Annotated in this window: 24 protein-coding genes; 7 read left to right on the forward strand and 17 right to left on the reverse strand. The window is 65.3% G+C overall.

Annotated features, from left to right (window positions below; translation table 11 throughout):
• Positions 1-42 precede the first annotated feature (42 nt).
• Together aac(3) and ACJRPG_RS01400 are read right to left on the reverse strand one after the other, a co-directional pair.
• Positions 43-864 (reverse strand): aminoglycoside 3-N-acetyltransferase, encoded by an 822-nt coding sequence (gene aac(3) / locus ACJRPG_RS01395; RefSeq protein WP_407998250.1) that lies wholly within the window; start codon positions 862-864, stop codon positions 43-45.
• Positions 861-1235: a YbaN family protein gene (locus tag ACJRPG_RS01400; protein ID WP_407998251.1), complete on the reverse strand. Its 375-nt coding sequence runs from the start codon at positions 1233-1235 to the stop codon at positions 861-863. Before ACJRPG_RS01400 ends, aac(3) begins: the two co-directional genes overlap by 4 nt.
• A gap of 96 nt (positions 1236-1331) precedes the next feature.
• Here ACJRPG_RS01400 and ACJRPG_RS01405 point away from each other — a divergent pair, with 96 nt between their 5' ends.
• Both ACJRPG_RS01405 and ACJRPG_RS01410 read left to right on the forward strand, forming a co-directional pair.
• Positions 1332-1577, forward strand: a complete 246-nt coding sequence (locus ACJRPG_RS01405; RefSeq protein ID WP_407998252.1) for a type II toxin-antitoxin system Phd/YefM family antitoxin — start codon at positions 1332-1334, stop codon at positions 1575-1577.
• Positions 1574-1960 (forward strand): type II toxin-antitoxin system VapC family toxin, encoded by a 387-nt coding sequence (locus ACJRPG_RS01410; RefSeq protein ID WP_407998253.1) that lies wholly within the window; start codon positions 1574-1576, stop codon positions 1958-1960. The genes ACJRPG_RS01405 and ACJRPG_RS01410 overlap by 4 nt, the downstream gene beginning before the upstream one ends.
• Here ACJRPG_RS01410 and ACJRPG_RS01415 read toward each other — a convergent pair.
• The 6 genes from ACJRPG_RS01415 to ACJRPG_RS01440 all read right to left on the reverse strand — a co-directional run bounded on the left by ACJRPG_RS01415 (position 1948) and on the right by ACJRPG_RS01440 (position 5357).
• Entirely contained in the window at positions 1948-2442 is a 495-nt protein-coding gene (locus tag ACJRPG_RS01415) for a Clp protease N-terminal domain-containing protein (protein ID WP_407998254.1), read from the reverse strand. The two genes, ACJRPG_RS01410 and ACJRPG_RS01415, sit on opposite strands and share 13 nt — an antisense overlap.
• A gap of 10 nt (positions 2443-2452) precedes the next feature.
• Complete coding sequence (locus tag ACJRPG_RS01420; RefSeq protein WP_407998255.1) at positions 2453-2665, reverse strand: helix-turn-helix domain-containing protein; 213 nt, start codon at positions 2663-2665, stop codon at positions 2453-2455.
• Between the two features lie 70 nt (positions 2666-2735).
• Positions 2736-3140 carry a GFA family protein gene (locus ACJRPG_RS01425; protein ID WP_407998256.1) on the reverse strand — a complete coding sequence of 135 codons (405 nt, stop codon included), beginning with the start codon at positions 3138-3140 and terminating at the stop codon, positions 2736-2738.
• Positions 3137-3616: a GNAT family N-acetyltransferase gene (locus tag ACJRPG_RS01430; protein ID WP_407998257.1), complete on the reverse strand. Its 480-nt coding sequence runs from the start codon at positions 3614-3616 to the stop codon at positions 3137-3139. The genes ACJRPG_RS01425 and ACJRPG_RS01430 overlap by 4 nt, the downstream gene beginning before the upstream one ends.
• Positions 3613-4533: an alginate lyase family protein gene (locus ACJRPG_RS01435; RefSeq protein ID WP_407998258.1), complete on the reverse strand. Its 921-nt coding sequence runs from the start codon at positions 4531-4533 to the stop codon at positions 3613-3615. The genes ACJRPG_RS01430 and ACJRPG_RS01435 overlap by 4 nt, the downstream gene beginning before the upstream one ends.
• Positions 4533-5357 carry a helix-turn-helix domain-containing protein gene (locus ACJRPG_RS01440; RefSeq protein ID WP_407998259.1) on the reverse strand — a complete coding sequence of 275 codons (825 nt, stop codon included), beginning with the start codon at positions 5355-5357 and terminating at the stop codon, positions 4533-4535. Before ACJRPG_RS01440 ends, ACJRPG_RS01435 begins: the two co-directional genes overlap by 1 nt.
• Positions 5358-5491: 134 nt before the next feature.
• Here ACJRPG_RS01440 and ACJRPG_RS01445 point away from each other — a divergent pair, with 134 nt between their 5' ends.
• A complete protein-coding gene (locus ACJRPG_RS01445) occupies positions 5492-6442 on the forward strand; it encodes an alpha/beta fold hydrolase (protein WP_407998260.1) in 951 nt (316 codons plus the stop codon).
• 1 nt (position 6443) lies between these two features.
• On the opposite strand, the gene ACJRPG_RS01450 is transcribed toward ACJRPG_RS01445, so the two are convergent.
• On the reverse strand, positions 6444-7370 hold the full coding sequence (locus ACJRPG_RS01450; protein WP_407998261.1) for a PLP-dependent cysteine synthase family protein: 927 nt from the start codon (positions 7368-7370) through the stop codon (positions 6444-6446).
• A gap of 129 nt (positions 7371-7499) precedes the next feature.
• Between ACJRPG_RS01450 and lpxO the strand changes: the two genes are divergently transcribed.
• Entirely contained in the window at positions 7500-8399 is a 900-nt protein-coding gene (gene lpxO, locus ACJRPG_RS01455) for a lipid A hydroxylase LpxO (RefSeq protein ID WP_407998262.1), read from the forward strand.
• On the opposite strand, the gene ACJRPG_RS01460 is transcribed toward lpxO, so the two are convergent.
• The 8 genes from ACJRPG_RS01460 to ACJRPG_RS01495 all read right to left on the reverse strand — a co-directional run bounded on the left by ACJRPG_RS01460 (position 8396) and on the right by ACJRPG_RS01495 (position 18036).
• A complete protein-coding gene (locus ACJRPG_RS01460; protein WP_407998263.1) occupies positions 8396-10684 on the reverse strand; it encodes a xanthine dehydrogenase family protein molybdopterin-binding subunit in 2289 nt (762 codons plus the stop codon). The two genes, lpxO and ACJRPG_RS01460, sit on opposite strands and share 4 nt — an antisense overlap.
• The gene (locus ACJRPG_RS01465; protein ID WP_407998264.1) at positions 10677-11699 is read right to left on the reverse strand and encodes an FAD binding domain-containing protein; all 1023 of its coding nucleotides are present in this window, start codon (positions 11697-11699) and stop codon (positions 10677-10679) included. Before ACJRPG_RS01465 ends, ACJRPG_RS01460 begins: the two co-directional genes overlap by 8 nt.
• Entirely contained in the window at positions 11696-12223 is a 528-nt protein-coding gene (locus tag ACJRPG_RS01470; protein WP_407998265.1) for a (2Fe-2S)-binding protein, read from the reverse strand. Before ACJRPG_RS01470 ends, ACJRPG_RS01465 begins: the two co-directional genes overlap by 4 nt.
• 91 nt (positions 12224-12314) lie before the next feature.
• Positions 12315-12857 carry a PEP-CTERM sorting domain-containing protein gene (locus ACJRPG_RS01475; protein WP_407998266.1) on the reverse strand — a complete coding sequence of 181 codons (543 nt, stop codon included), beginning with the start codon at positions 12855-12857 and terminating at the stop codon, positions 12315-12317.
• 172 nt (positions 12858-13029) lie between these two features.
• Entirely contained in the window at positions 13030-13350 is a 321-nt protein-coding gene (locus tag ACJRPG_RS01480; RefSeq protein ID WP_407998267.1) for a hypothetical protein, read from the reverse strand.
• A 33-nt stretch (positions 13351-13383) separates the two neighbouring features.
• Complete coding sequence (locus tag ACJRPG_RS01485; RefSeq protein ID WP_407998268.1) at positions 13384-14706, reverse strand: NRAMP family divalent metal transporter; 1323 nt, start codon at positions 14704-14706, stop codon at positions 13384-13386.
• Between the two features lie 56 nt (positions 14707-14762).
• Positions 14763-14936 carry an oxidoreductase-like domain-containing protein gene (locus ACJRPG_RS01490; protein ID WP_407998269.1) on the reverse strand — a complete coding sequence of 58 codons (174 nt, stop codon included), beginning with the start codon at positions 14934-14936 and terminating at the stop codon, positions 14763-14765.
• Complete coding sequence (locus tag ACJRPG_RS01495; RefSeq protein ID WP_407998270.1) at positions 14920-18036, reverse strand: ligand-binding sensor domain-containing diguanylate cyclase; 3117 nt, start codon at positions 18034-18036, stop codon at positions 14920-14922. Before ACJRPG_RS01495 ends, ACJRPG_RS01490 begins: the two co-directional genes overlap by 17 nt.
• Positions 18037-18208: 172 nt before the next feature.
• Here ACJRPG_RS01495 and ACJRPG_RS01500 point away from each other — a divergent pair, with 172 nt between their 5' ends.
• From ACJRPG_RS01500 to ACJRPG_RS01510, 3 genes are all read left to right on the forward strand, one after another.
• Positions 18209-19699, forward strand: a complete 1491-nt coding sequence (locus ACJRPG_RS01500; RefSeq protein WP_407998271.1) for a DEAD/DEAH box helicase — start codon at positions 18209-18211, stop codon at positions 19697-19699.
• A 159-nt stretch (positions 19700-19858) separates the two neighbouring features.
• Positions 19859-20785, forward strand: a complete 927-nt coding sequence (locus ACJRPG_RS01505) for a diacylglycerol/lipid kinase family protein (protein ID WP_407998272.1) — start codon at positions 19859-19861, stop codon at positions 20783-20785.
• A gap of 58 nt (positions 20786-20843) precedes the next feature.
• A complete protein-coding gene (locus ACJRPG_RS01510; RefSeq protein ID WP_407998273.1) occupies positions 20844-22853 on the forward strand; it encodes an acyltransferase family protein in 2010 nt (669 codons plus the stop codon).
• Positions 22854-22861: the final 8 nt, after the last annotated feature.

A 22861-nucleotide genomic window follows, 5' to 3' on the forward strand; every position in this document is an offset into this window, starting at 1 on the left:
TGATGGTAGGGAATTGTCATGTAATTGGCAAGGCCAATTTGATCATTGGCTTGACCAATTTGAGGTGTGCCAGGTGATGGGGTGGCGCTGTTCGAGCCAGTCGATGCCGAACCGGACAATGTCGTTCGCGTCGATCAGGCGCGAAGGTGCTGCACCGATGAAGCTTTCCGTGTGGCGGCCGAGGGCAAGGTAGTCGCGCGTGATGCGCTCCACGGCATCCGGCTGTTCCGGGTCTGCGTAGTGGTCCAGGATGCCGTTCGAATCCCAGTCGGAGGCGGTGATCCATTCACGCTTTCCGGCGCGCAGCAGGGGCATCGAATAGGTAACCCGGCGCTTGTTGGGAATGCGCGCCACGGCCTCTGCGTAGTGCAGCACAGTCACCGCGTCCGGCCCGGCGCCGATGGACAGCACCTTGCCCTTGCGCTGCAGGAAGCGTTCGATCGGTGAGCCGGGGCCGTAGGCGCTGCCCATCTCGTGCGGCGACACCAGCCACCCTGCATCGGGGCCTATGGCCGCCATCGATGCATCGGGGTGAGCGCTGCGCTGGCATCCGGGCCAGGTCCGGATGAATTCATTGATCGCGCCAAAGCCGGGATAGGAGGGCGCGTGTTCGGGGTCGAATGCTGGCCAGCTATCGCGTATTTCGTCCGGCACGGACTCGTGGCCCAAGGTCTCTTCGTAAGGTGAGTCGCTCCATGATACGAAGGCCATCAAGTTACCAGCCGAGCCTATGCGTTCCAGTATCGCCTTGATCAAAGAGGCGGGACCGTTTTCAAGCGGTCCGAGCGCACGCAGCGACACATGCGTCATCACCGTATCGCCGGGATTGACGCCGAGGGCCGCAAGCTGCTCAAGGAGATTCATTCTGAACTGCGGCTGCGCATGGTCGGCACATAACGCAGCAGGAATACCGTAACGCCCGTGCCGATCAAGGCAAGCATCGCGATCAGCAGCGGCTTGCCGGTCTTCGCCATCGAGTAACCCAGCGAGCCCCACATCAGCAGCAGGATCACCACCTTGCCGCGCACTGGCAGGCCCCGGCCGTCCTCATAATCGCGCAGGTATTTGCCGAACACGGGATTGGTGCGCAGCCAGTTGTGCAGGCGCGTCGAGCCGCGCGCAAAGCAGGCGGAGGCCAGCAGCAGGAAAGGCGTCGTCGGCAACAGCGGCAGGAAGATGCCGAGAATGCCCAGCGCCACAGCAATGATGCCGATCAGATTGAGGACTGTTTTCATTGCCTAAAATGCTGAGATAACGAGGAATCGTAACATTTGCGGCGCAATGCGGCGGATATCTACTAAACTGAATGTGAGAATCGTGAGGTCGCGGACATGAATATGTTCACCATTGAAGAAGCGAAATTACAGCTTGCTGAACTTGTTGAGCGGGCGATGAACGGCGAGCCGCTCATCATCGCCGAAGCCGGAAAACCGCTTGTAAAAATTGTTCGCTGCGAGCCGCGGGCGACACGCTCTGGCGTGCGCTTAGGATTCATGGCTGGAGAGTTCACCATTCCCGACGATTTCAACCAGATGGGGGCACGAGAAATCGAGAATATGTTCTACGGCAAAAAGTGACCTTATTGCTCGATACGCAGTTGCTGCTATGGATTGCTGCTGAGCCGGCGCGGATTCCGCCTGCCGCGCGGGCGCTTCTTGAGGTGCCGGTGAATGAGTTTGCGTTCAGTGCGGCCAGCGTTTGGGAAGTCGCGATCAAGCGTGGTCTGCGCAGGCGGAGTTTTCTCGTTGAACCCGACCGGTTCAGGGATGGGCTCCTGAACAACGGACTGGCTGAAGTTCCCATTACAAGCGCACATGCAGTCGCAGTACGTTCCCTCCCGCTGTTACACAAAGACCCTTTTGACCGGATCTTGCTCGCGCAGGCCATTGTCGAAGGGTTTTCTCTCGTCACAACAGACCTGCAAATGCGCCAATATAACGCGCCAATTTACGCTGTCTGATGCTTCGCGGCGCTGGCCAGGGCGTTGCGGTCGATGCCCATGGCCTTGAGGGCGCGGGCGGCGGCGCCGTGTTCGGTGGCGGCGATGGCGGCGATGACGTGGGCGCCGAGCAGGGGCTCGGACGCGTTGCCGCGCTCGCGGTTCGCCAGCTGTTCGAGCATCGGCCCGACCTGCGGTCTGGAGCGGTAGGCGCCGGTGGCGGCCGATACCGGCGCGGGCGGCTCTGCATCGTTGGCGATGCCTACGCTCTCCAGCGCCTGCTGGTACTGCTGCGCGATCGCGCTGCGAAAGCGGTCCGGATCGGCGTTCACGCTTTCGAAGGCTTTGCGTGCCGTGCCGTCCGGCAGGTCAATGGCGGCGAGGACGAAATGTTCGAGCCCCACCTCCTGCTGGCCTTCCGCATTGGCGTGGCGCTCGGCGCCGAGGCAGAGCGCCTTGATCGTGCGCATGTCGTGGAACGCTCGTGCGAGACGCTTGAACATTCTTGGCTCCTTAGGATTTGTTGACGATGCCGGACAAGCGCTTGTGTGCCGCCTGCTTGGAGACGCCCAGCGCATCCGCAACCTGGCTCCAGGACCAGCCTTGTGCCAGCGCGGCCTCCACGGCACGCCGCTCAAGCTGGTCGGCTTTCAGGCGCAGCGCGACAACGGCTGCCAACGCCTGTTCAGGGTCGTCGGGTGAGGGAAGGGTTTTGAGCTGGGTCATGCGTCAATATTAGTTGACGATTTTGATGTCGTCAACCTTTATTGACGATGGCCGAGCCACTTCGTGAACGCTACTGCGTATCCTTGTCGAACACGACCAGGTTGGCCGGCAGTGTTACCCAAGAATGTCTCCTGCAGTCGTAGACGGAATCCTGCGGAGGTGGAAAGGCGGGGTCGGCGAAGGCGCCTACGGCCACCATCACGAATCCTTCCACGCCGTGTTCCGTATGGAATACGGTGCTGCCGCAATGGGGGCAGAAGTAAAAGGTGAAGGTGCCGCCCTGGTCTCCGCTGCGCACATAGGCGGTGGCATTCCCGGTGACGGTCCACGGTTTCGGAAATGCCGCCAGCGTGGCGAAAACGCTTCCGGTCCGGCGCTGGCACGCGAGGCAATGACAAACGCCGGTTCCGAGGGGTTCGCCTTCAACGGTGATGCTCAGTTGTCCGCAGCTGCAGGCGGCCGTGCGTTGCGTCATGTTGGCATCTCATTGTTGGCGAAGCCGAGTTCGCGGTGCAGAGTAATGCGGTCATCCTCGTAAGGCTTGAGGCCAAAGCGTTCATACAGCGCCGTGGCGCCGGCGTTGCTGGCGCCGACTTCCACGTAGACGGATCTGCAACCGCGTGCGCTGCAGTCATCCAGCAGCGCGGCGAGCAGGGCATACGCCACGCCTTGCCTGCGGTAGCCGGCATGCACAAAGAGATCGTCGATTGCAGCAGCCAGCGCGCCGAATTCCATTGCATAGCGCACAGTGAGAACGGCGTGGCCGATCAGGCTGCCGTTGTCCGCCACCCAGATGGCGCCGAGCGCGGGCTGCGCCAGCAGGGTTTCGAACGACCTTGCAGCCCAGGCACGGTCGAGCGGATAGCTGGACTCGGCATAGAAGGACTCCATCAGGTCCACCAGTGCGGGAATATCGGCTGGAGTGGCCAGCCGTATGCGAACGCCGTTCAATGCAGGTGCTCCAGCGGATTCGCCTGTGCGAGATCGCCGCCCATGCGTGTCTGCCGCCCGGGCGAGGCGGCGTTGAATTCGGCCTTGCCGCCATGGCGCGCGTAGACCAGCAGCCATGACATATTGCCGGGCTTGACGGGCTCCTGTTCGAAACCTGTGGCTTTGGCGATGGCGCTGCTGTCCTTTGCACCGTCTACCGTGAAGCGCACCAGCCTGTCCAGCTGCGGCGACTGTACGTCGAGGATGGAGGCCAGCAGCACCAGCGGCTGCGCGGAGAATACGTGGTAGTGCAGGGCTTTCGTGGCGCGCGCCATTTCCAGAGGCAGCGAACCGTCTTCCGCTACCTGCGACATGGCGTGGTCGAAGACCTTGCGGCCCCAGGCGAGATAGCGCGCGTCGCCTGTCACGCCGCCAACTGCCGCAACGGCCAGGCCTTCCCAATAGTAGTGGTTATTGCGTTTGCCTTTCTGGGCATCGGAGTGCGTCATCGTGGCATCGGCAAGCTGCTTGAACCAGCCTTCGATGGCCTGCTGCTGCGCGGGCGTGGCGGCGGGCTTGATGCGGGCGTAGCTGAGCGCCAGGCCCGCCAGCGTCCACTTGCGCTGGTAATAGGACTGGCCTGAGCTCATCTTGCCGAGCATGGCGCGGCCTTCCGCCCATACCGCCAGCCAGGTCAGGGCGCAGCGCTGGTCGTCCGGTTTCGTGCTGCCCGCATTCTGCGAGACCGTGGCGAGATAGTCCTCGATGGGTTTGGTGTTCGCGATATTACGCGCGCGGAGCACAGGGTCGATGACGGAGTGGTTCGCGTCCGTGTAATAGCTGTTGGCATCGATATCGACGACGGCTGCAGGCGGCCTAGTGCAGGCGATGGCGGGGAGGGCGGAAAACAGCAGTGCGACAATAAGCGGATACTTCATCAGGTCTCCTTGCTCGCCAGCCGCTTGCAGAATTCCGCGGTGGCTTCGTCGGTGGGGAAGCACGATTCGATGTGCAGTTCATCGATTGTAATATCGCGCGGCGTGCCGAAGGTGGTGATGGTGGAGAAGAAGCTGTATCGCTGTCCTTCGTGCTGGAACACGGTCGTCAGCAGCGGGCCGGGAATCGCCGACAGGTCGCGCAGCCGCCAGCGGGCGGGCACGCCGGGATAGGACAGCACCTCGTCCAGCAGGGCGCGCGCCGTGGCGTCCGAGGGGGAGCGTGCCACCAGCGCGTGCAGGTGGCCGAGCAGGTGTCCGGCTGTCTCCTCCCAGTTGATCAGCGCGGCGCGCAGGTCGTCGGGATCGAATACATGGCGCAGCATGTTGCGGTGCGGGCTGGCGCGGCCGCCCAGCATGGCGCCCGTGAAGCGGATGGCGGCTTCATTGCAGGCCACAATGTCCCAGTGCCGGTTCAGCAGGAAGGCAGGATAGGGCTCCTGCTGCTTCAGGATGAAGTCGATGGCCTGCTTTACCTTCTCCAGGCCGGGCGTGCCCAATTCGGATTCTGGGAAACGCGGCGCGTAGCCGGCAGCCACCAGCAGCGCGTTGCGCTCGCGCAGCGACATCTCCAGCGTATCCGCCAGCCGCACCAGGATTTCGCGGCTGGGCTGGGCCTTGCCGGTCTCGATGCAGCTCAGATGGCGTGCCGACAGGCCAGCATCCAGAGCCAGGTCCAGCTGGCTCAAACGGCGTGCTGCGCGCCATTCGCGCAGCAGCGTTCCCACCTGTGATGGCGCCACGGCGCCGGATGAATGCATGTTCATGCGCCTATCTTAACCCTGAAGCGAAAATCGTTGCCATGACCTCCGAGGTCATGGAAGCATGACCTGCGGCGTCATTGATGGCGTGACCCTGAACGCGGAAGATGGCTCCATCGTCAACCAACCAAGGAAACGCCATGAAACGCCGAACCTTCCTCCATACCGCCGCCGCTTTCGCCACCCTGGGCGCCGCGCCCTTGCACCACGCGGCGGCACAGGGAATGAATGCCGCCGCCTTCCATGCCGCCCGCCGCTATGCCTCCCTCGATTGCGGCCGTGTCGCCTATATCGACCGCGGCGAAGGCGCGGAAGTGCTGATGCTGCATGGCTTCCCGCTGAACAGTTTCCAGTGGCGCGGCGTGATAGAGCGCCTGTCGCCCTACCGCCGCTGCATTGCGCCGGACTTCCTCGGCCTGGGCTATACGGAAGTGGCCGAAGGGGCGAGTGTGGCGCCCGATGCGCAGGTGGCCATGCTGGTGGCGCTGCTGGACAAGCTGGCCGTCCGCCGCGTGGATATCATCGCCAATGACAGCGGCGGCGCCGTGGCGCAGATGTTCATGGTGCGCCATCCTGAGCGCGTGCGCAGCGTGCTGCTGACCAATTGCGATACCGAACATGATTGCCCGCCGCCTGCGCTCAAGCCCGTGATCGAGATGGCGCGCGCCGGCACCTTTGCCGACCAGTGGTTCCTGCCCTGGCTGGCGAACAAGACGCTGGCGCGGTCGGCCGAGGGCCTGGGCGGCATGTGCTATTCCGATCCGGCGCATCCAGGCGACGAAGCGCTGGAATGCTATCTGGGTCCCCTGGTCAGCACGCCGCGCCGCAAAACCATGATGCATGCCTATGCCATCGCGCTGGAACACAACTGGCTGGCCGATATCGGCCCTGCACTGAAGGCCAGCAAGATCCCGGTGCGCGTGCTGTGGGGAATGGGCGATACGATTTTTGCGCCGTCCAATGCGGATTATTTCGAGCGGGCTTTCGGCAATTCGAAGGGCGTTCTGCGGCTGGGCCAGCGCAAGCTGTTCTGGCCAGAAGAGCGCCCGGACCTGATCGCGGCGGAAGCCATGCAGCTGGCCGCCGCCTGATTCAGAAGTATTTGGAGAGGTAGAAGGCGCCGGAGTCGGGGAAGATGGTCGCAATGCGGCCGTGCAGCTTCGGCAGCGCCTTCGCAATGCCGGCCGCCACGCAGCCGCTGGAGCCGCCGGCCAGAATGCCTTCCTCGCGGGCGAGGCGGCGGCAGTATTCCAGCGCTTCCTCGTCCGTCACCTGGATCACGTCGTCCACCACGCTGGGGTCGAAGCTGACTGAAGGCGTGCGCTTGCCCACGCCTTCCATCACGGTTTTGTACTCATCCCCGCATTCGTCGTTCGTCACCAGCTTGCGGTAGGCGGAGTTCGCGGGCTCCACGCCGATCACCTTGATGTTCGGGTTCTGGTCCTTGAGGTAGCGGCCGATGCCGGAGATGGTGCCGCCGGAGCCGATGCCGCAGACGAAGTAATCGAGCTCGCAATTGAGCTGGAACCACAGCTCCGGCGCAGTGTCGGCGTAGTGGGCCTGGCGGTTCATCTCCGAACGGTATTGGTCGAGGTGGAAAGCGCCCGTGTCGGCGGCGATGCGTTCGGCCACGGAGTGGTAGCTGCGCTCGTGCGATTCCGGCACGTCCGCCACGCACACATGCACTTCCGCGCCATAGGCCTGGATGCGTTTTACTTTCTCCACGCTGGTGCGGTCCGGCACCGTGATATCGCATTGCAGGCCGTAGACGGCGCTCGCCATGGCCAGCGCGGCGCCCGTATTGCCGGACGAGCTCTCCACCACATGCTTTACGTTGACCGGCGAATGGCGCAGCATATGGCGCACCATGCGGTCCTTGATGCTGCCGCCCGGATTCATGAATTCGAGTTTCGCCACCACCTCCGCGTTGCGGAACAGGCGTGACAGCATGACGACCGGCGTGTTGCCGATGGCATCCATCACCGAGCCGCGGATCTGGGAAATGTGTTCTGACATCATGTCAGGCTCCTCAATATATGTTGCTTTTGTGTAATCCACAGGCTAGCACGGCCATTTCCGGGGCAGCGCGCGATTGACATTGGGGTGCGGTAAAATGACGGGTTTCCAGATTTCGATTGAGGTAGCGCGATGAAATGGGCGATTGTCGGTTTCTACATGTTGGCCGTTTTGCACATCCACTTCCGTGGGCGTGTGCGCCTGCCTATCGGCCGCCAGCTGTTCGATCACTCGTCCTTCATGGCGCCGATCAACATCTTCATGCACTGGTTCTCGCGCGTGCCGTCCACGCCGTACCTGAACGTGGCGGACTTCAAGGAGCTGGCGCCGCTGCAGCAGAACTGGCAGGTGATCCGCGACGAGGCGCAGAACCTGATCCGCCTGCAGAAGATCAAGGCGTCGGAGAAGAATGACGACGCGGGCTTCAACTCCTTCTTCAAGGCTGGCTGGAAGCGTTTTTACCTGAAATGGTATGACGCGAGCCACCCTTCGGCGGAACAGCTCTGCCCACAGACCTATGCGCTGCTGAAGGCCATTCCTTCGGTGAAGGCCGCCATGTTTGCGGAACTGCCGCCGGGCGGCAAGCTGAATCCGCACCGCGATCCCTTCGCCGGTTCGCTGCGCTACCACCTCGGCCTGGCCACGCCGAACGACGACCGCTGCTTCATCGACGTGGACGGCGAGCGCCACAGCTGGCGCGACGGCGAAGGCGTGATGTTCGACGAAACCTATATCCACTGGGCCATCAACGGCAGCGAGAGCGACCGCATCATCCTGTTCTGCGACGTGGAGCGCCCGATGCGCTTCCGCTGGGCGCAGGCAGTCAACCGCTTCCTCGGCAAGACCATGATGACGGCGGCCGCCTCGCCCAACGAGTCGGGCGACCAGGTGGGCCTGGTCAGCAAGCTGTTCCGCGTGTCCTTCTATGCGGGCCAGTACCGCCGCCGCTACAAGGCCTGGAACAAAACCGCCTACAAAATCACCAAGGTCGCCCTCATCATCGGCCTCGCGGCCCTGATCTACTGGATCTAAGGCCGCCCGGCCAGCACTTTATCCGGCGTCATCGGCGTGCTGCGCAGGCGGCGGCCGGTGGCGTGGAAGATGGCGTTGCTCACGGCAGCCGCCACGCCCACAATCCCGATTTCCCCCACGCCCTTGGCGCCCAGGCGGCTCACGATATGGTCCTCCTCCTGCGCGAAGATCACCTCGATATCATGGATGTCCGCATTCACCGGCACATGGTATTCCCCGTAGTTGTGGTTCATGAAGCGGCCGAAGCGGTGGTCCGCATAGCTTTCCTCGTGCAGGGCCTGGCTGATGCCCCACACCACGCCGCCCACCACCTGGCTGCGCGCCGTGCGCGTATTCATGATGCGGCCCGCAGCCACCGCGCTCACCACGCGTGACACGCGCACGATGCCGAGCTCCTCGTCCACCCGCACCTCCACGAACACCGCGGAATGCACCAGCCGGCGGTATTTGCGCTGCTTGAGCATATTCGGCAGCATCAGGAACTTCTCTTCCAGGCGGTTGATGCCGCCTTCGCCCAAGATCGCCGTCAGCGCGATGGCCGTTTCGGGCTGCTGGCGCAGCTGCATATGGCCATTGATGAACTCCACGTCGCGTGGCTTCGCCTTCGCAAACGGCGAGTTGCGCAGCTTCTGCGCCTGCTTCAGCAGGGATTTCTGCAGCTTCTCGCAGGCGCCTGCAACCGCGGAGCCTACCGTGGCGACATGTGAGGAGCCGCCCTCGATCGGCGCCACCGGCAGGGTGGAATCGCCCAGCTGGAAGCTCACCCGCTCGAGCGGCAGGCCCATGGCCTCGGCCGCGATCATCGCCATCACGGTATAGGTGCCGGTGCCGATATCGGTGGCCGCGCTGCTCACCACCAGGCTGCCGTCCGCATACAGCACGGCGCTGGCGCGCGCGAACATCTGCATCGCGTCCCACACGCCGGTGGCCATGCCCCAGCCGACCAGCTCACGGCCCTCGCGCATCGAACGCGGTTCGAGCGGGCGCCTGTTCCAGCCGAAGCGCGCAGCGCCCAGCTCATAGCAGGCGCGCAGCTCCTTGCTGGAATAGGGCTTGTCTTCCACCGGCGCACGCTCGGCGTAGTTCTTCAGGCGCAGCGCCAGCGGGTCCATTTTCAGTGCCCAGGCCAGTTCGTCCATCGCCACTTCCATCGCATGCACGCCGTGCGCGGCGCCCGGCGCGCGCATGTCCATCGGCGACGCATGATCGAGCTTTACCAGCTTGTAGCCGAGGCGGATGTTGTCGCACTGGTAGAGCAGGCCGGACCAGTTCACCACCACTTCCACATAGTCTTCCAGCTGCGAGGTTTCCGCCACCGCTTCATGCACGATGCTGCGCAGCGTGCCGTCGCGCTCCGCCGCCAGGCGCACGCGCTGCAGGGTTTCCGGACGGTGGCCGAAGCTGAACATCTGCTGGCGCGTGAGCACCACGCGCACCGAGCGGTTCAGCTGCAGGGCCGCCATCACGGCCAGCGTGAGCTGGTACTGCGGCCGCAGGCCGGAGCCGAAGGCGCCGCCAACATAGGGATTGCGCACGGTGACTTTGCTCTTGGGCAGGCCGAACACATGCGACACATACCAGCGGCTGTTCTGCGAGCCCTGCGTCTTGTCGTAGATGGTGAGATGCCCGTCCCTGGCGCGGATCACGGTGGAGGCGAACAGCTCCATCGGATTGTGGTGCTCCACGCCGCTGTAGAACTCGGACTGGATCTGCACCGGCGCATCGTGGAAGCCTTTGTCGGCATCGCCTTTCTCATCGGGCGGCGGTTCGTAGCCCGCTTTCAGGCGGCTGGGCTTGAAGGCGCGGTGCAGTCCTGCGGAGAGCTTGGTGTCGTGCTCTTCCTCCTCATATTCCACCCGCACCAGCGCGGCGGCGCGGCGCGCGGCCTCGAAGGTTTCCGCCACCACCAGCGCCACCGGCTGGCCGCTGTAGAAGATCTCGTCGCTGTAGAGCGGACGGAAAGGCGAACCCCCGGGCGCCGTCATGTCCTTGTATGCCAGGTCGAAGCCGCGCACCTTGGGACGGTTCAGGTGCGTGAGCACATCCACCACGCCGGGCAGTTCGAGCGCGGCGCGCGTGTCGATGCCGGCGATGCGGCCTTTCGCAATAGCGCCGCTGACCACCACGCCATACGCGAGGTCCGGAGCAAAGTATTCGGCGCTGTACTGCGCGCTGCCCGTCACCTTGGCGATGCCGTCGATACGCGGCACCGGCATGCCGGCGTGCACAGGCCCGGCGCCGGGCAGGGCGCGCGGCGTTTTCAGCTCGTCGATCAGGTCAGTCATTGTTTTCCCCCGTGTTCATGGCCGTGCCTTCGGTGGCGGCCAGCAGCGCGCGCACGATGGCGTTGCGCGCCAGTGGAATCTTGAAGTCGTTGGCGCCCTGGCCCACGGCGCCCTGCAGCAGGAAGTCGGCGGCATCGCCGAACAGAGCCTCGTCCGGCCGGTTCCCTGCGAGCATGGCCTCCGCCTGCGCATTGCGCCAAGGCTTGTGCGCCACGCCGCCCAGCGCCAGGCGCGCGCTGCGGATGGCGCCGTCCGCACCGATATCCAGCGCGGCGGCCACCGAGACCAGCGCGAAGGCATAGGACAGCCGCTCGCGCAGCTTCATATAGACCGAATGCGCGCGGTATTCATCGGCCGGCGGCAGCGCGATATGGGTAATCAGTTCGTCCGGCGCCAAGCTTGTGTCGATGTCGGGCCGGTCTTTCGGCAGGCGATGGAAGGCCGCAAAGGGGATTTCACGCTTGCCGCGCGCCGATTCCACATGCACCACTGCCTCCAGCGCGGCCAGCGCCACGCACATATCGGAAGGATGGGTGGCGATGCAATGCTCGCTCGCGCCGAGAATCGCATGCTGGCGCGTGATGCCGCCAATGGCGGAACAGCCTTCGCCGTTCCGCCGCTTGTTGCATGGCGTGGCCAGGTCGTAGAAATACAGGCAGCGCGTGCGCTGCAGCAGGTTGCCGCCGTTGCTGGCCATATTGCGCAGCTGCGGCGATGCGCCTGCGAGGATGGCGTTTGCCAGCAGGGGATAGCGCTCGCGCACCAGCGGGTGGTAGGCCGTATCCGCGTTGCGGGCGAGGGCGCCCAGCAGCAGGCCGCCGTCCGGTGCGGCCTCGATGCTGTTGTAGGGCAGACCATTGATGTCGAGCAGGTGCGGCGCTTCCATCACGCCTTCCTTCATCAGGTCCAGCAGGTTGGTGCCCCCTGCGATGAAGCGGATCGCGCCTTCGTTGCCGGCCACGGAATTCAGGACAGCCTGCAGGCTGTCGGGATGGGAGTAGCTGAAGGGATTCATGCGGGCACCGTTCCCGTGACGATGGGGTGCAGCTTGTTGTCCCCGTCGCGGCTGATGCCGGCCACCGAGGCCACGGCTTCCAGGATCTGCGGATAGGCGCCGCAGCGGCACAGGTTCCCGCTCATCAGCTCGCGCACTTCGGCGGGCGTCTTCGCCTGGCCTTCATTGATCAGGCCTATGGCCGAACAGATCTGGCCCGGCGTGCAGTAGCCGCACTGGAAAGCATCCTTGTCGATAAAGGCCTGCTGCATCGGATGCAGTTCCTGGCCATTGGCGAGGCCCTCGATGGTGGTGATCTCACGGCCGTTCTGCATCACCGCCAGCGTGAGGCAGGAGTTGATGCGCTTGCCGTCCACCAGCACGGTGCAGGCGCCGCACTGGCCATGGTCGCAGCCTTTCTTGGTGCCGGTAAGGCTCAGGCGTTCGCGCAGCAGGTCGAGCAGCGTGACCCAGGCTTCGATGTCGAATTCGTGCTCGCGGCCGTTGACGCGCAGCGCCAGCGGGTAGCGTTCGGGGGCAGGCATGGGGATTCCCTCTCGTGAAAAGGTTGAATCCCCACCTTAGCGTTTCATGTTTGCGGCGGCAGTGCGTTCCCACACACAGCGCGGGGGTATCTTAGCGGCGGCGTTTCCGCGCGGCGATGCCGACGGCGAGCAGGCCGGCTGCCAGCATGGTCCAGGTTTGCGGTTCCGGTACCGGCGCCAGCAGCACGCGCTGGTCGCGGCCGTAGAGCACGAGGTTGGAGAAGCCGGGAATATTGCCGCCGTTGTTCAGCCACTGGATATTCCAGGTGCCGGTCAGCGTCTGGCCCTTGGTCAGCAGCTGGTCGTCGAACAGGAAGTTGCCGCTGCTGCTGGAGGCATGCATGGCAAAGACCAGGTCGATGCGCACGTCCTTGGTGGTGGTGTTGGTGATGCTCCAGGTGCCGCTTTTCTTCGAACTGTCGAGCTGGAAGGTGAAATTGAAGGTGCTGCTCAGGTCCTGGATCTGGGCATTGCTGCTGATTTTTTCCAGCGCCGTCCAGGTGCCGGTGCCGGTGGAGCTGAAGGCGCCTGCGAAGCCGCCTGCACCCTGCATGGGATTCGCGCCCGAGTAAACGGCTGCGTCAGACCAGAAGCTGGCGGTCAGTCCACCCAGCTTCACGTCGTCGGCGCTCATCCCGCCTGCGGACCCGGCTTGAGCCTGGGCGGCGGCAAAAAGTGCAACAGCAGCAAATAAGCGTTTACAAAACAACATCAGGTATTGCGTAAGCGATAATAATTTCAGGAATGTCGTATGTTACCGGAAGTCGGCCCGGCTTCATAGTTTCCTTTTATCACGGCTGTTGTTTTTATTTGCGTTTCGCTTCTTCCGGGGTGAGCAGCCAGAGGCGGTCGATATTGCCGTTGGCGTCCTCCGTATAGCGCACGGGAAGGTTGCTGCCGCGCAGGGTCCCTGCAGTTTCGATCAGGTTGTCGTGGTTGAAGATGCGGCCGGCCGGCGACATGCGGTGAACCTTGCCGTCGATGAGGAGCTCGGGGAAATAGCTGGGCGTCATCTTGCCGCGTTTGCTGTTTGCCGGGAAAGTGCGCTCCTGCTGCCGGGAGCGGGCAGGGAGGGCCAGCGCGGCGGCGCAGCCGGCCAGGGCAAGCATCAGGTGACGTCGCAGCATGCGGTTCTCCGGCGGTGAAACGCCTAGCTTAACCTAGATCGCCATGGTTGCGAACATGGCGGCGACGGCCAGCGCCATGACGGCGGTGCAGGCCCAGCCCAGGAGCCTGAGGCGGCGCGAGATGGGCAGCGTGCCCATGACTTCCGGTTTGCTTGCCAGCGACATCATCACCACCATCACCGGCACCGCAATCACGCCGTTGACCACGGCGCTCCAGAACAGGGCCTTGATGGGATCGATGGGCAGGAAGCCGATGCCGACCCCGGCCGCCGTGGAGGCAATGATGATGGCGTAGAACTTTCGCGCGGCCGAGAACTGCAGCTCCAGGCTGTTGGTCCACCTGAAAGTGCCGGCAATGGCATAGGCGGCGGAGCCGGCCAGCACGGGGATGGCCAGCAGGCCGGTGCCGACGATGCCCAGCGTGAACAGCAGGAAGGCCGCTTCGCCCGCGATCGGCTTCAGCGCGGAGGCGGCCTGTGCCGAACTCTGGATATCGGTAATGCCGTGGGTATACAGGGTAACGGCCGTGGTCAGCATGATGAAGAAGGCCACCAGGTTGGAGAAACCCATGCCGACCACGGTATCAAGCCTGATGCGCTCGTATTGCTGCGGCACCTGCTCGGGGGCCTGCTTCAGCGGTTCGGCGTCCGGATCCGCGCGCAGTTCTTCCACCTCCTGCGATGCCTGCCAGAAGAAGAGGTAGGGGCTGATGGTGGTGCCGAACACGGCCACGATAGCGGTCAGGTATTCCGGCTTCCACGACAGGTGGGGCACCACTGTGGCGTGCAGCACCTGCGGCCACGGCACCTGCACCGCGAGGGCGGTGGCCACATAGGCCAGCAGCGCCAGGGTCAGCCACTTCAGCAGGTTCACATAGCGGCGGTAGGGGATGAAGACCTGCAGCGCCAGCGACAGCAGGCCGAAGCCCAGCGCATACCATTGGGGGCGTCCGCCGGCCACCAGGCGCACGGCGTCCCCCATGGCGGCGATATCGGCCGCGATATTGATGGTATTGGCCACGAGCAGCAGCATGACGATGCTGTACAACAGCCAGGGCCGGCAATGGCGGCGGATATTGGTGGCCAGCCCGCGCCCGCTGACCCGGCCGATGCGCGCGCTGATGATCTGGATGCCGGCCATCAGGGGAAAGGTCAGCAGCATGGTCCATAGCAGGTTGAACCCGAACTGGGCGCCGGCCTGCGAATAGGTGGCGATGCCGGACGGATCGTCGTCGGCGGCGCCGGTGATCAGGCCAGGGCCCAGTTTGTTGAGCCACGATTGTCCCGCCGGCGGCACGGTGGTGGATTCGGCGGCTGGTTCCTGTGAGTTGCTGAGCTGGCTGGAATTGTGGTCCATGCGCCATTGTGGCCGCGGTGCTCTGCCGTTTCCGTGCGGTGACGAACGCTGCGGTGTCAGTCCTCACTCACATCGGGATGGCGTTGTTTCCAGGCCGCAAGCGCCTGCCGGTAGCGTTCGAGGGCGTCCTGGTAGATATCGTGCACGCACCAGGCGCAGCCGCTGTTGCAGCAGTCGCCCGGCGCAGGCGGCAGGGGCGGCACGGGCCGCGGCTCATCCGGTACGGACATCCGTTTCGGGCGGCGCCATCAGGGCCTGGTTGCGGCCGCGGATCTTGGCGCGGTACAGGGCCTGGTCGGCGGCCGTCACCAGCATGTCCGGCGTCAGGCCGTCGGCCGGGACCATGGTCACCACGCCGATGCTGATCGTTACCTTGCCGAACGGCGATTCGTCGTGCGGCAGCGCCAGGCGCACCAGCTCGGCGACGATGGCCTGGGCCGTCTGCAGCGCGTCGTTGGCGTCCGTCGAGGCCGACAGCAGCGCGAATTCCTCGCCGCCATAGCGCGCCACCAGGTCGGTGGTGCGGCGGCCGTACTTGGTGATCAGGCCGGCCACCGTGCGCAGGCAGGCGTCGCCCGCCACGTGGCCGTAGCGGTCGTTGTATTTCTTGAAGTAGTCCACATCCAGCATGGACAGCGACAGCGGCTGGCCGGTGCGCGCCGCACGCCGCCATTCCTGCTCCAGCTGGGCGTCGAAGCCGCGCCGGTTGGTCACGCCCGTCAGGCCGTCGGTGGTGCTCAGCGCGGCCAGCTTGCGGTTTGATTCTTCCAGCTCGGCGGTGCGCGCGGCCACCACCATTTCCAGCGAACGGCGCAGGCGCACCAGGCGGCGCACGCGCCAGCGGTAGGTGCCCCACAGCGTACCGATGATGGCCAGCGCGGCCAGCGTGCGGAACCACCAGGTGCGCCAGAACGGCGGCGTGATGGTGATGTTCAGCGAGTCCGGCACCTCATTCCACATGCCGCGGTGGTTGGAGGCCTTCACGCGGAACACGTATTTGCCGGGATTCAGGTTGGTGTAGGTGGCGGCGCGGTGGGCGGCATCGGTCTCCACCCAGTCGTCGTCGAAGCCTTCCAGCTTGTAGGCATAGCGGTTCAGCGCCGGTTCCGTGTAGTGCAGGGCGGCGAATTCGAGCGAGAAGGCCGAGGCTTCGGAAGACAGCGTGAGCGCCACCGGCGCCGTGACCGGTCCTTCCAGCGTCACGCCCTTGTGCGGCACGCCGTCGCTCAGCGAATGGTTGTAGACCTTGACGTCGGTGATGGCCACCTGCGGCGGCGTGGACTGGCTGCGCACCTCGCGCGGCGACACCGCCGTCATGCCGTGCACGCCGCCGAAGTAGAGCACGCCGGCCGGGCCGGGCGTGGAGGAATTGACGGTGAAGCCTTCCGTCATGCCGTCCGAAGCCGTGTACAGCACGGCCTTGCCGGTGGCCGGGTCCAGGCGGTACAGGCCGACGATGGTGCTGACCCAGATCTGGTCGTCCAGGTCGCTGCGGATGGCCAGGATCTTGGCGCCGTTCATGGCTTCGGCGAAGGAGCGGAAGGTAATCACCTCGTTCGGCCCCTGCACCACCTGCTGCAGGCCCTTGCCGGTGCCGATCCAGATGCGGCCCAGCGCGTCCTCGTGCAGGCTGGAGACGTTGTCGTCGGCCAGGCCGTCCTGGTCGCTGCTGCTGTAGCGGAAATGGCGGAACTTGCCGCTGCGCGGGTCCAGCAGGTCGAGGCCGCCGCCATTCCATTCCGAGCCCATCCACACGCGCCCGCTGCGGTCTTCCAGCACGGAGGAGGTGCCGTTCACGCTGCGGCTGTCCGGGTTGGCGGGGTCGCTGCTGAAGATGCGGAAGCTGTCCGACTCGATGTGGTAGCGGATCAGGCTGTTGCCGGTGGCCAGCCACAGCACGCCGCCGCGGCCGGGCGCGATCGCGTTGATGTAGTCGCTGGCGGTATTGCCGAAGTGAATGGTGCGGAAGCTGCCGTCCGGGCTGTCGAGGCGGTTCAGGCCGTTCGAGGTGCCGGCCCACAGCGGGCCTTCCGGCCCCTGGTACAGCGAGTAGACGATGTTCTGGCTCAGGCTGCCCGCCTTCTTCGGATCGGACACATAACGCTTCAGCACGCTGTTCGTGGCCGGATCGAAGAGGCTGATGCCCACATTGCCGCCCAGCCACAGCCTGCCGCCCGGCGCGGTGGCGATGCTCAGCACGGCATTCGACATCGGCAGGCTATCATTGTCGAAGTAATGCGGCACATAGCGGGTGAAGCCGGTGCTGTTCAGGTTGACCAGCGCGATGCCGTCCGTAAACGACCCGATCCACAGCATGCCGCTGCGGTCCTGGGTCATGGCGCGCAGGTTGTCCCCCGGCAGCGAATACGGATCGTTGGCATTGTGCACAAACTGGTTGAAGCGCCCTTCCTTCACATTCCAGCGCAGCAGGCCGGCCGACAGGGTGGTGGCCCATAGGGTGCCGTCGCGGTCGATGTAGAAGCTGGTGACGCGGCTGTTCGGCGTGGTTTCGACCTTGCGCGCCGACCAGGGCTTGCTGCTGTCCCAGCTCATGGCCCCGGTTTCGGTGCCGATCCACAGCACGCCTTTGGCATCGAACTGCAGCGCACGCACGATGTTGCGGCGCGGGTCGGTCTGCTCGGCCAGGTCCACCTTGTGGTGGACGAATTCGGTGGCGCCGGGCGCGAGGTAGTCCAGTCCGCCCGGCCAGGTGGCCATCCACAGGCCGCCTTTCGGGTCCAGCGCCAGGGCATTCAGGTCATTGCTGCCGAGGCTGGACGATTTGGCCGGATCATGGGCATACACCACGAATTTGCCGGTATCCGGGTCGAAATGCTGCAGGCCGCCCCAGGTGGCGATCCACATGCCGTTCTTGCCGTCGGAAATGATGGACTTGATGATCTTGCGGTTGTTCGGCCCTTCCGGCGGCACGAACACGGTGAAGTCGTTGCTGACGGGATTGAAGCGCGCCAGCCCGTTCTGGGTGCCGGCCCAGATGCGGCCCTGCTTGTCCTCGTACAGGGCCTGCACGCGGTCGTGCGGCAGGCTTTTCGGGTCGTTCGGCCTGGCCGTATAGCGCACCGCCTGGTAGGCGTTATAGCGGTAAAGGCCGTTGACGTGGGTGCCGATCCACATGAAGCCCTGGCGGTCCTGGATCAGCGACAGCATCGAGGGTTCGTCATTGCCCAGCGGCCCGAGCTTCTTGAAGCGCAGCGTGGGCGGCGCCGAAGGCTGGGCAAGGGCGCTGCCGGCCACGCTCAGCAGCAGAACCAGGGGCAGCAGGGCGCGCAGCAGGCGGCGGCCGAAGGAGGAAGTCAGTGTCCAGAACATGCGGCGATTATACCTTCCGCTCAGGCAATAAAATCACCGGAAAATGCCGCTTTCTGTGCGGTTCCCGCCCGAAACGGGTATCATCCGGGGTTGGCCGCTCTGGCCGCTGTTTGCGCACACTGTTGTTTTAATGAAGAAAGCATGGCAACTGTCCCGGTTGCCGACCGAATTTATGTCCGAGATTGAAACCCACACCGCCTCTGGCGCCGAGCCATCCGCCCCCGCCCAGGTGCGTTTTGCCGATTTCGGCCTGTCGCCGGCCATCCAGCGGGCGCTGGACGATCAGGGCTATGAATACCCGACGCCGATCCAGGCCCAGGCAATTCCCGTGGTGTTGCAGGGGCGCGACGTGATGGGCGCGGCCCAGACCGGCACCGGCAAGACCGCCAGCTTCTCCCTGCCCATTATCCAGATGCTGCTGGCCCATGCCAGCGCCAGCATGAGCCCGGCGCGCCACCCGGTGCGCGCCCTGGTGCTGGTGCCGACCCGCGAACTGGCGGTGCAGGTGGCCGAGAACGTGGCTGCCTACTGCAGGCACACCCCGCTGCGCTCCACCGTGGTGTTCGGCGGCATGGACATGAAGCCGCAGACCGCCATCCTGCGCAACGGCGTGGAAATCGTCATCGCCACGCCGGGCCGCCTGCTGGACCACGTGGAGCAGAAGACGGTGTCGCTGGGCCAGGTGCAGATGCTGGTGATGGACGAGGCCGACCGCATGCTGGACATGGGCTTCCTGCCCGACCTGCAGCGCATCATCAACCTGCTGCCCAAGCAGCGCCAGAACCTGATGTTCTCGGCCACCTTCTCGCCCGAGATCAAGAAGCTGGCCAACAGCTTCCTGAAAGACCCGGTGCTGATCGAAGTGGCGCGCAGCAATGCCACCGCCGACAAGGTGACGCAGGTGGTGTACAAGGTGGCCGAAGAACACAAGCGCGATGCCGTCGCCCACATCCTGCGCCAGCGCGATGCCAAGCAGGTGATCGTGTTCGCCAACACCAAGATCGGCGCCTCGCGCCTGGCGCGCAGCCTGGAGCAGGAGGGCATGAAGGCCACCGCCATCCACGGCGACCGCAGCCAGCAGGAGCGCATGGCGGCGCTGGATGCGTTCAAGAAGTTCGAGATCGACGTGCTGGTGGCCACCGACGTGGCGGCGCGCGGCCTGGATATTTCGGACCTGCCCTGCGTGATCAACTACGACCTGCCGTATAACGCGGAAGACTATGTTCACCGCATCGGCCGTACCGGCCGCGCCGGCGCCTCCGGCGATGCGATCTCGATCTACTCGGACAAGGACGAGCGCCTGCTGGCCGATATCGAGAAGCTGATCAAGCAGACCGTCAAGCGCGGCGAGCTGGAAGGCTTCGCGCCGTCCGGCCGCGGCGAGGACCACCGCCATGGCGACCGCCGCGCACCGCGCCGCGGCGCCGACGCCGACCGTGGCGCGGAGCGCGGCCGTCCGGCGGAGCGCAGCGGCGAACGCAGCGCGCGTCCGGCCGGCGGCCCGTCGCCGCGCCGCGAAAAGGTCGATCCATGGTTCCTCAAGCCGTACGAGCCCAGCCGCGGGCCGGCGGCGCCGTCCGCCAGCGTGGCCCCGCCCGCGCCGGCCAGCGGCAAGGCCAGGCCGAAAGTCGCTGCACTGCTGGGCGGCCTGCCGAAAGGCTGAGTCCCGCCGGGCGGCGGCGCGCCGGGCTCCGGATCGCCGGCCGCCGGATCGCCGGCCGCCGGGTCGCCGGCCGCCGGATCGCCGGCCACCGGATCGCGTGGCCGTCTTGCGTCTCCGGCAGCTATAGTAGCGTCTCCTTCTGTGAACGCCAGCGCTGCCATGCTCCGCGACAACGCCCCCTTCTACATCGTCATGAATGCCGGCTCGGGCCATGCCGAGACCGAGCTGCGCAGCCGCATCATCCGCGAAGTGCTGGATGAGGCGGGCCGTCCTTTCCACCTGCGCATCGTGGAAGACGGCAGCCGGCTGGCCGATATCGCCGCCTGGGCGGTGCGCGAAGCCTGCGCCAATGATGGCGTGGTGGTGGCGGCGGGCGGCGACGGCACCATCAACACGGTGGCGCACCAGGCGGTAAACGCCGGCTGCCTGTTTGCCGTGCTGCCGCAAGGCACCTTCAATTATTTCGGCCGCACCCACGGCATTCCGGAAGACCTGGCGGACGCCGTGCGCGCACTGCTGACCGCGCGTGTCGAACCGGTGCAGATCGGCATGGTCAACGAGCGCATCTTCCTCGTCAATGCCAGCATCGGCCTCTATCCCACCTTGCTGGAAGAGCGCGAGCTGGACAAGAAGCAGTTCGGCCGCAGCCGGATGGTGGCCGCGTTCTCGGCACTCAAAACCCTGTTCGGCTCGGTGCGCCACCTGCGCATCACCATCGAGCAGGACGGCGTGGAGCGCCAGCTGCGCACCCCCACGCTGTTTGTCGGCAACAACGCGCTGCAGCTGCAGCAGGTCGGCATCGAACCGCTGTCGGCTGCGCTGGAAGAGGGGACGCTGGCTGCCATTGCGCCCCGCCCGCTCAGCCGGCTTGGCATGCTGGGCCTGATGCTGCGCGGCGCCTTGGGCCAGCTGGGCAGCTCGCAGGACGTGCACGCGTTCGGCTTCCGCCGCATGACGGTCAAAAAACGCCGCATGCCGGGCGGCCGGCGTATCAAAGTCGCCACAGATGGCGAAGTCTGCATGCTGTCCACGCCCCTTGAATTCAGGGTGGTGGAGGGGAAACTGCGCATGTTGAAGCCCATATAGTAGTCGCCAGGTAAGTTGTTGAATTAGAATGTAAGATTCCTCCTACCTGATTCAACACATGAACACAGTATCGGCCCTGGCAGCGGCGGGCGACAGCGCGCCTGCGCCGGCGGCGCTTCCGGCCCACTTGGCTTACCGCCCCGATATCGATGGCCTGCGCGCCATTGCCGTGCTGGCGGTGGTGCTGTTCCATGCCTTTCCCGGCAAGCTGCGCGGCGGTTTCGCCGGCGTCGACATTTTCTTCGTCATTTCCGGCTTCCTGATCGGCAGCATCCTGATCGGCGGCATGCAGCGCGGCGATTTCAGCTTCGCCGATTTCTATGCGCGCCGCGTGCGCCGCATTTTCCCCGCGCTCACGCTGGTGCTGGCCTCCTGCCTGGCCTTCGGCTGGTTTGCCCTGTTCGCCGACGAATTCGCGATGCTGGGCAAGCATGTGATCGGCGGGGCGGGCTTCCTGTCCAATATTTTCCTGTGGCGGGAAGTGGGCTATTTCGATACGGCGGCGGAGACCAAGCCGCTGCTGCACCTGTGGTCGCTGGCGATCGAAGAGCAGTTCTACATCGTGTGGCCGCTGCTGCTGGCGGCGGCCTGCAAGCGGCGCTGGCCCTTGTGGACGCTGGCCGCCGGGCTGGGCGCCCTGTCCTTCCTGCTCAATATCGCAGGCGTGCAGTATTTTCCGGAAGCGACCTTCTATTCGCTGGCCAGCCGGGCCTGGGAACTGCTGGCGGGCGTGCTGCTGGCCTATGCCAGCGTGAACGGCATCAGCTTCAGCTTGCACGCGCAGCGCGGCGGCGCCGTGCAGGTGCTCACGCCCGGCTCGCAGCGCGGGCGCGACCTGCAGTCTTTCGCGGGCCTGGGCCTGATCGTGCTGGCGCTGGCCCTGCTGCAGCGCGGCCCCGGCTTCCCCGGCTGGTGGGCGCTGCTGCCGGTGCTGGGGGCGCTGCTGCTGATCAGCGCCGGGCCGCAGGCCTGGGTCAACCGGCGCATCCTGTCGCAGCGCCTGCTGGTCGGCGTGGGCCTGGTCAGCTATCCGCTCTACCTGTGGCACTGGCCGCTGCTGTCGTTTGCGCAGATCGTGGAGGGCGGCACGCCGTCCCGCACCATCAAGCTGGCGGCGGTCGGCGCCGCCCTGGTGCTGGCCTGGCTGACCTGGCGCCTGGTGGAAAGGCCGCTGCGCGGCACGCGCTTCGGCCGCGCCAAGGTGGCGGTGCTGGCCGGCCTGATGCTGGCGCTGGCCGCTGCGGGCTATGCGGTGGCATCGCGCGGCGGCCTGCCGCTGCGGCCGGCCATGGTCGACAACGCGCTGCAGCAGAAAGACCTGATCCTGGTGGAAGACGTGGCCAATGCCAAAGCCTGCAAGCAGCGCTACGGTTTCGACAGCCTGTACGAATACTGCCTGATGGATGACCCCACGCGCGAACCCACGGTGGTGCTGCTGGGCGACAGCCACGCCTACCATATCAATGCGGGCCAGATGCAGTACTGGCGCAGCAAGGGAGAGAACTTCCTTTACCTGGGCACGCGGGTGCCCTTCATCGGCCTGCCCACGGCGGGCGACCCTTACCAGGAAGCGACGCCGCAGATGCTGGAGCTGGCGCTCAAGCTGCCAGCCGTGAAGACGGTGCTGTTCTCCACCGCGCTGTCCCTGCACCAGCCGGAGGCGGAGAAGGCGCTGCTGGTGCCGGCCTTCCGCGAAACGGTGCGCAGCTTCCTCGCGGCAGGCAAGCGCGTGATCTATGTGGCCGATACGCCGAAGCTGGACTTCGAGCCGCGCAGCTGCATCCGGCGCGGCGCGGTGGCCAACTCCGGCACGCGGCGCGACTGCTCGCTGCCGCGCGCGACCTACGATGCCACGCTGCGCCAGAACGCGGACCTGGCGCCGGTGCTGGCGGAATTCCCGGCGGTGCAGGTGTTCGATATCGCGCCCATGCTGTGCGATGCGCGGCGCTGCCGCGTGATGGTGGACGATGCGCTGATGTACCGCGATACCCATCACCTGAGTTATCGCGGCGACCTGGCGGCAGGCGCCGCCTTTGCGCGCTGGGACCAGGAACAGGCGCGCCGCTGACGCGCCTG

This window comes from Pseudoduganella rhizocola, from assembly GCF_045984285.3.
Lineage (GTDB): Bacteria > Pseudomonadota > Gammaproteobacteria > Burkholderiales > Burkholderiaceae_D > Rugamonas.